The organism is Mycobacterium sp. TH-M82, from assembly GCF_057473605.1.
In genome coordinates, this window is record NZ_JBYCKY010000374.1 from 1 (window position 1) to 7,539 (window position 7,539).

5 protein-coding genes and 1 pseudogene are annotated in these 7,539 nt (G+C 66.3%); 3 read left to right on the forward strand and 3 right to left on the reverse strand.

Annotation, left to right across the window (positions count from 1 at the left end; translation table 11 throughout):
- Positions 1-74: 74 nt before the first annotated feature.
- Complete coding sequence (gene tkt, locus AC2VON_RS11595; protein WP_486953102.1) at positions 75-2,159, reverse strand: transketolase; 2,085 nt, start codon at positions 2,157-2,159, stop codon at positions 75-77.
- Between the two features lie 249 nt (positions 2,160-2,408).
- On the opposite strand from tkt, the gene AC2VON_RS11600 reads away from it, so the two are divergent.
- The 3 genes and pseudogenes from AC2VON_RS11600 to AC2VON_RS11610 all read left to right on the forward strand — a co-directional run.
- Positions 2,409-3,821, forward strand: coding sequence for a glucose-6-phosphate dehydrogenase (locus AC2VON_RS11600; protein ID WP_486953098.1), 1,413 nt, complete (start codon positions 2,409-2,411; stop codon positions 3,819-3,821).
- A 12-nt stretch (positions 3,822-3,833) separates the two neighbouring features.
- Complete coding sequence (gnd, locus tag AC2VON_RS11605) at positions 3,834-4,865, forward strand: phosphogluconate dehydrogenase (NAD(+)-dependent, decarboxylating) (protein WP_486953099.1); 1,032 nt, start codon at positions 3,834-3,836, stop codon at positions 4,863-4,865.
- Positions 4,865-5,224: pseudogene (locus tag AC2VON_RS11610) on the forward strand (FAD-dependent oxidoreductase); the annotation flags it as partial. The gene gnd and the pseudogene AC2VON_RS11610, both read left to right, overlap by 1 nt.
- 52 nt (positions 5,225-5,276) lie before the next feature.
- Here the strand turns inward: AC2VON_RS11610 and AC2VON_RS11615 are convergent.
- The gene (locus AC2VON_RS11615) at positions 5,277-5,396 is read right to left on the reverse strand and encodes a ribbon-helix-helix protein, CopG family (RefSeq protein WP_486953100.1); all 120 of its coding nucleotides are present in this window, start codon (positions 5,394-5,396) and stop codon (positions 5,277-5,279) included.
- A 407-nt stretch (positions 5,397-5,803) separates the two neighbouring features.
- Positions 5,804-7,539: glycoside hydrolase family 15 protein (locus tag AC2VON_RS11620; protein ID WP_486953101.1), on the reverse strand; the 1,736-nt coding region annotated here is incomplete at its 5' end.

Sequence of the window (7,539 nt, forward strand, 5' to 3'; positions counted from 1 at the left end):
TCGAGCCACACCGATACACCCGCGGCGCTCAGCGCCGCCAACTTGGGATTCTGAGTCATGCGATCTTCCTCCTGTCAGTTGCCCAGCGTGCGTTCGGCGGCGGCGGCGACGGCCTCCGGGGTGAATCCGAACTCGCGGAACAGGGTTTTGTAGTCGGCGGATTCCCCATAGCGCTCGATCGAAACGACCTGCCCGGCATCACCCACCAGTTTATGCCAGCTCTGCGCGACACCGGCCTCGACGGCGACGCGGGCCTTCACCGCCGGCGGCAGCACGGCGTCGCGGTAGTCGACCGGTTGGGACTCGAACCATTCCATACACGGCATCGACACCACCCGGGCGAGGATGCCCTTGTCCGCCAGCAATTTCTGCGCGTCGACGGCAAGCTGGACCTCCGAACCGGTGGCGATCAGCAGCACGTCGGAGTGCTGATCGCCCGTACCGCCCAACACGTAACCGCCGCGGGCGACGCCGTCGGCGTCGGTGCCGTCGAGTACCGGGAGAGCTTGCCGGGTCAGGATCAGCCCGACCGGGCCGCTTGCCCTGCCCCGCGCCACGATGGTGCGCCAGGCGTAGGCGGTCTCATTGGCGTCGGCCGGGCGCACCACCGACAACTGCGGGATGGCGCGCAGTGCGGCCAGGTGCTCGATCGGCTGATGAGTCGGGCCGTCCTCGCCGAGGCCGATCGAGTCGTGGGTCCACACGTAGATGGTGTCGATGTTCATCAGCGACGCCAGCCGCACCGCCGGTCGCATGTAGTCGGAGAAGGTCAGGAACGTTCCGCCATAGGCGCGGGTTGGCCCGTGCAACACGATGCCCGACAAGATCGCGCCCATCGCGTGCTCACGGATGCCGAAGTGCAGGGTGCGTCCGTACCAGTGTGCGGTGTATTCCCTGGTCGAGATCGGCGGTGGTCCGAACGAGTCGGCACCATCCATGGTGGTGTTGTTGCTTCCGGCCAAATCCGCGGAGCCACCCCATAATTCGGGTAGCTTAGGCCCTAGCGCGCTCAATACCTTGCCGGAGGCCGCGCGGGTGGCCACCGGTTTGGACCCGGGTTCCCAATGTGGCAGGTCGACGTCCCAGCCGACTGGCAGCTGCTTGGCCAGCAACCGGTCCAGCAGCGCCTTGCGTCCGGGTTCACGCCGCGCCCACGCCTCGAACTTGGGCTGCCAGCGGTCGTGGGCCGCCTTGCCGCGGGCCACCAGCCCGCGGGTGTGGGTGAGCACCTCCTCGCCGACCTGGAAGCTCTTGTCCGGGTCGAACCCGAGCACCTTCTTGGTGGCGGCCACCTCGTCGGCACCAAGGGCAGCGCCGTGTGCCTTGCCGGTGTTCATCTTGTTCGGCGCCGGGTAGCCGATAATGGTGTGCAGCGAGATGAACGAGGGCCGGTCGGTGACGGCTTTCGCGTTGGCGATGGCCTCCTCGATGGCGACGACGTTCTCGCCGCCCTCGACCTCTTGCACGTGCCAGCCGTAGGCACGGTATCGAGCGGCGGTGTCCTCACACAGCGCGATGTCGGTGTCGTCCTCGATGGAGATCTTGTTGTGATCGTAGAACACGATGAGGTTGCCCAACTGTTGGACCGCGGCCAGCGACGACGCCTCGCTGGTCACCCCCTCCTCGATGTCGCCGTCGGAGGCGACCACATAGATGAAGTGGTCGAACGGGCTGGTGCCGACGGCGGCGCTCGGGTCGAACAGCCCGCGCTCGTAGCGGGCGGCCATCGCCATCCCGACCGCCGAGGCCAGGCCCTGGCCGAGCGGGCCGGTGGTGATCTCCACCCCCCGGGTGTGCCGGAACTCCGGGTGTCCGGGGGTTTTCGAGCCCCAGGTGCGCAGCGACTCGAGGTCGGAGAGCTCCAGGCCGAAGCCACCGAGGTACAGCTGAATGTAGAGGGTCAGGCTGGAGTGCCCGCAGGACAGCACGAAGCGGTCGCGGCCCAGCCAATGGGGGTCGTTGGGATCGTGGCGCATCACCCGCTGAAACAGTGTGTAGGCGAGGGGGGCAAGGCTCATCGCCGTGCCCGGATGCCCGTTGCCGACCTTCTGGACCGCGTCGGCGGCCAGCACCCGGGCGGTGTCCACCGCGGCCGAATCGAGCTCGGTCCAGTCGTCGGGGTGATGCGGCTGTGTCAGGGTGGAGATTTCTTCGAGTATTTTCTCGGATGTGCTCACAGCCTCAAACCCTAACGCCGGATGTCCGGCGATGCAGCGACCGCAGCACAACCTGGCGTTGGCGCAACGGATCGACTTCGGCGATGAGGTCCATCGACGACGCTCGTCGACCCTATCCTCGGACGAAGCGGCCACAACGTTTAAGGTTGGGCCTGGCGGGCTACCGGGGGAGTAAGTCACGAGCTTGCTGTGCACGTTCGGTTGTCCGATCGATCTGGTGGAGGTGCCGGCTTGGCCGAACGTGACGGTGGCACTGCGGAACGGTTGGTGATCTTCGGCATCACCGGGGACCTGGCTCGCAAGATGACGTTTCGCGCGTTGTACCGGCTGGAGCGCCGCGGTCTGCTGGGCTGTCCGATTCTGGGGGTGGCCAGCGACGACATCACCGTCGAAGGGCTGATCAACCGGGCTCGGGAGGCGATCAACGAGTACGAGAAGATCGACTCGACCGTATTCGATCGGCTAGCGGGCCGGTTGTCGTACCTGCACGGCGATGTCACCGATGCCCAGCTGTACAAGGCTTTGGCCAAGCAGATCGGTTCGAGCCAGCGGTGCCTGTACTACCTGGAGATGCCGCCGTCGTTGTTCGCTCCGATTGTGGAGAATCTGGGCCGGGCTGGGCTCTTGGAGCGTGCACGGGTGGCGGTCGAAAAGCCGTTCGGCCATGATGTGGTGTCGGCTCGCGAGCTCAACGGCCGATTGCGGGCAGTGCTCGACGAGGAGCAGATCTTGCGGGTGGATCACTTCCTGGGCAAGCAGCCGGTCGTCGAGTTGGAGTATCTGCGGTTCGCTAACGCGACGCTGGCCGAGTTGTGGCACCGCGGCAGCATCGCCGAGATTCATATCACGATGGCGGAGGATTTCGGGATCGAGGACCGCGGCGGGTTTTACGACGCGGTGGGCACGTTGCGCGACGTGGTGCAAAACCACCTGCTGCAGGTGCTCGCGCTGGTTGCGATGGAGCCTCCGGTCGGTCCCGGCGACGACGACCTCAACGACAAGAAAGCCGAGGTGTTCCGGGCGATGCCGGCGCTGGATCCGGCGCACTACGTGCGGGGCCAGTACGCCGGCTATACCGACATACCCGGGGTGGCGAAGAGTTCGCAGACCGAGACGTTCGTTGCGATGCGGATGGAGGTCGAGAACTGGCGGTGGGCCGGCGTGCCGATATTCTTGCGGGCCGGCAAGGCGTTGCCCGAGCGGGTGACCGAGGTGCGGTTGTTTGCCCGTCGTGTTCCGGCGTTGGCGTTTCTGCCCAAGCGTAGGAGAGCCGAACCCAATCAGATCGTGTTGCGCATCGACCCCGACCCCGGGATGCGGTTGCAGTTGATCGCCCACGGCGGTGACTCGTGGCGCGATGTGCACCTGGATTCGTCGTTTGCCCAGGATCTGGGTGAGCCGGTGCAGCCTTACGAGCGGCTGCTGCATGCTGGCCTGATCGGGGATCGGCAATTGTTCGCCCGAGAAGACAGCATCGAAGAGACCTGGCGCATCGTGCAACCGCTGCTCGACGACCCCGGCAAAGTCCACCCCTACGACCCCGGCTCGTGGGGACCGCAGGCGGCGCACGCTCTGGTTCGTGGCCACCACGGTTGGCAAGAGCCGTGGCTGCCCGGGCTGTCGGGAAGCCACGGATCGAAATAAGGAGGACGCGACATGCAGCTAGGGATGATAGGTCTGGGCCGGATGGGGGCCAACATCGTGCGCCGGTTGGTCAAAGACGGGCACGAGTGCGTGGTCTATGACCACAACCCCGACGCGGTCACCGCGATGGCCGGGGAAGCGGACACCACCGGGGCGTCCTCGCTGGCCGAACTGGCCGAGAAACTCACCGCACCGCGCGTGGTGTGGGTGATGGTGCCGGCCGGTGATATCACCACCGGGGTGATCGGGGAGCTGGCCACGACGCTCGACAAAGGCGACATCGTCATCGACGGCGGCAACTCCTACTACCGCGACGACCTGCGCCACGCCGAGACGCTGGCCCAGCACGGGATTCGGCTGCTGGACTGCGGCACCAGCGGCGGGGTGTGGGGCCGGGATCGCGGCTACTGCCTGATGATCGGCGGCGACGCCGACGCCTTCGGCCATGCCGAGCCGATTTTCGCCACCGTGGCACCGGGTGTCGACACCGCCGTGCGCACCCCGGGCCGCAGCGGTGAGATCGCACAGGCAGAGAACGGTTACCTGCACTGCGGGCCGTCGGGGGCCGGTCACTTCGTCAAGATGGTGCACAACGGCATCGAGTACGGCATGATGGCCTCGCTGGCCGAGGGGCTCAACGTCTTGCGCAACGCCGACATCGGCGCCCGCGAACAACAGGGCAAGGGTGATGCCGAAACCGCTCCGCTGACCAACCCGGAGTTCTACCAGTACGACATCGACATTCCCGCGGTCACCGAACTGTGGCGACGGGGCAGCGTGATCGGCTCCTGGCTGCTCGATCTGACCGCGATAGCGTTGCACCAAGCACCGGACCTGACGGAATTCGCCGGGCGGGTCTCCGATTCCGGTGAGGGCCGATGGACCTCGATCGCGGCGATCGACGAGGGGGTGCCGGCGCCGGTGCTGACCTCGGCGCTGTATTCCCGGTTCGCGTCGCGCAATCTCGACCAGTTCGCCGACAAGGCCCTCTCGGCGATGCGCAAACAATTCGGCGGACACGACGAAAAACCCGACCCTAACTAATGGCACCCCCACGCCGCCGCGTGGTGATCATCGGATCCGGATTCGGTGGTCTGACCGCGGCCAAGGCGCTCAAGCGGGTCTCGAAACGGGGTGATGCCGAGGTCACGCTGATCTCGAAGACCACCACCCATCTGTTCCAGCCGTTGCTCTACCAGGTGGCCACCGGGATTCTCTCGGAAGGCGAGATCGCCCCGACCACCCGGCTGATCCTGCGCAAGCAGAAGAACCTGCGGGTGGTGCTGGGGGAGGTGGTGGCCATCGACCTGGCCGCGCAGACCGTGACGTCGCGGTTGATGGACATCCGCACGGTGACACCCTTCGACAGGCTGATCGTCGCCGCCGGGGCGCAGCAGTCCTACGTGACGCGGGTGGTCTGTGCGATGAAACACCTCGATCGACCGGGTCGGCTTGTTAGGCGGGGTGGCGCTGCACGTATTCGGTGATGGCGGCGCGCATCACTTCCGACGACGCGACATGCCAGCGGTCGGCGAGCGCGTCGACTCGGTCGGAGATGTCTTGCGGCAGCCGCACCTGCCGGCTCGGTGACGTTCCTGCCGATGCACCCTTGAGAGGCCGGCCGCGGCGCAGGCGTGCGGTATCGACGCGGGGTGCTTCGATCGGTGTGGCGCGGTACTGGCCCGATTCGAAGGCATCAGCCCACTCGGTGTAGTCGTTTTCGGTTGGCAGCTCAGGTGTTCACTTCCGTTGGCTTCGAGCCATCTGCGGCAACAGGATCGCCTATTCAATTGTGCTGCGGATTTCGTCATCGGTGATCGCGTGCCGACGGGCACTGTCGAGGATCACGATCTGCACCAAGAAAATGTACCCGCTTTTATCGGCTTGGGCGAGGCGGTTCGACGGCGTCGAGTCAGTGGATCTGGAGCGGGGCTAGCAGCTGTTGCGGGTTGAGTGGTCGGCAGTTGAGTTCCTAGCCGGAGTCAATCGGTTGCGATGGTGCCGCGGGTGTGCGTGGACACGCCGCTGAGCTGGCGAGCGGTGTTGACCAGGCCGACCATGGAAAACGCCTGCGGGGTGTTGCCGACCTGGCGCTGGGCTTTGGTGTCGTACTCCTCGCTGAGCAATCCGACGTCGTTGCGCAGATCGAGCAGGCGCTGGAACAACGTGGTGGACTCGTCGGCCCGGCCGATGCCGTGCAGGGCGTACGCCAGCCAGAACGTGCACACCAGGAAAGTGCCCTCGGTGCCCGGCAGTCCGTCGCCCCCACCGTCGGCAGCGGGGTCGTAGCGCAGTAGGAATCCGTCGTGCGACAGCTCGCGCTGGACTGCTTCGACGGTGCCGACGACGCGGGGATCTGTCCACGGCAGAAAGCCGACGCGGGGAATGAGCAGCAGTGCGGAGTCTAGACCGCGAGAGCCGTAGGATTGGGTGAAGGTGTTGCGCTGCGCGTCGTAACCGTGCTCGCAGACGTCGGCGTGGATGCGGTCGCGCAGTTGGCGCCATTTGTCGACCGGTCCGTCCAGCCCTTGGGTTTCTACGGTGTGCACGGCACGGTCGACGCCGGCCCAGGCCATGACTTTGGAATGCACGAAATGCCTTTGCGCACCACGGACTTCCCAAAGACTGGAGTCGGGCTGATCCCAGTTGCCTTCCAGGAAGTCCAGCAGCGCCAGTTGGATGTCCCACGCCGTCTCCACCGCCTGCATCCCGGTCTCGCGGGCCAGATGCAGCCCGTGGAGGACCTCACCGTACACGTCGAGCTGGAACTGGCCGGCGGCCGCGTTGCCGATCCGCACCGGGGAGGAGTTCTCGTAGCCGGACAGCCAGTTCAGGGTCAGCTCGGGGATTCGCCGGGTACCGTCGACGCCGGACATGATCTGCAGCTTCGCCGGATCGCCGGCGACCGCGCGGACCAGCCAGTCCCGCCACGCCTTGGCTTCGTCGACGTATCCGGTGCCCAGCAACGCCTGCAGTGTGAAGGTCGCGTCACGTAACCAGCAGTACCGATAGTCCCAGTTACGCACTCCCCCTAGCCCTTCGGGCAGGGATGTGGTCGCCGCGGCGCAGATTCCGCCGGTCGGATCGTAGGTCAGCGCTTTCAAGGTGATCAGGGCGCGCCGCACCGCATCTTCGTACGGCCCGCGGTAGCTGCACCGGCCGATCCAGTTCTTCCAGAACTTCTCGGTGTCCCGCAACGCGTGGTGGGCCTTCGCCCGCAAGGTTTTCCCCAGGCGGTGCGACGGTGCGTGGGTCAGCACGAACGGCACCGTGTCGCCGGCGGCCACCTCGAATTCGGCAACCGTCGACAGGTGGTCGCCGTGCACGTCGACGGGCGTGGTCAGGCACAGGGTGTCCGGGCCGGCGGTCGCGATCAGGCCGTCCTCGCTGCGGCGGACCCAGGGCACCACATTGCCGTAGTCGAACCGGATCACCAGGCGCATCCGCATCGGCACTCGCCCGGACAACCCCTCCACCACTCGGACCAGATCGGCCGCTTGGCCGCGCGGCGGCATGAAATCGGTGACCCGCACCGAACCCTCGGGAGTGTCCCACTCGGTGTCCATGATCAGCGTGTCGTCACGGTAGCCGCGCCGGGTGGCCGTCCCAGAGGGGTAACAGCAGGCCGGCGCGAGCCGCCAGTGGCCGGCGGACTCGTCGTGCAGCAGCGCCGCGAAGCAGGAACCCGAATCGAACCGCGGCAGACACAGCCAGTCGA

Bases quoted from the DNA above. Each gene is read 5' to 3' on its own strand.
- gnd (WP_486953099.1), top strand. From the start codon at position 3,834: ATGCAGCTAGGGATGATAGGTCTGGGCCGGATGGGGGCCAACATCGTG.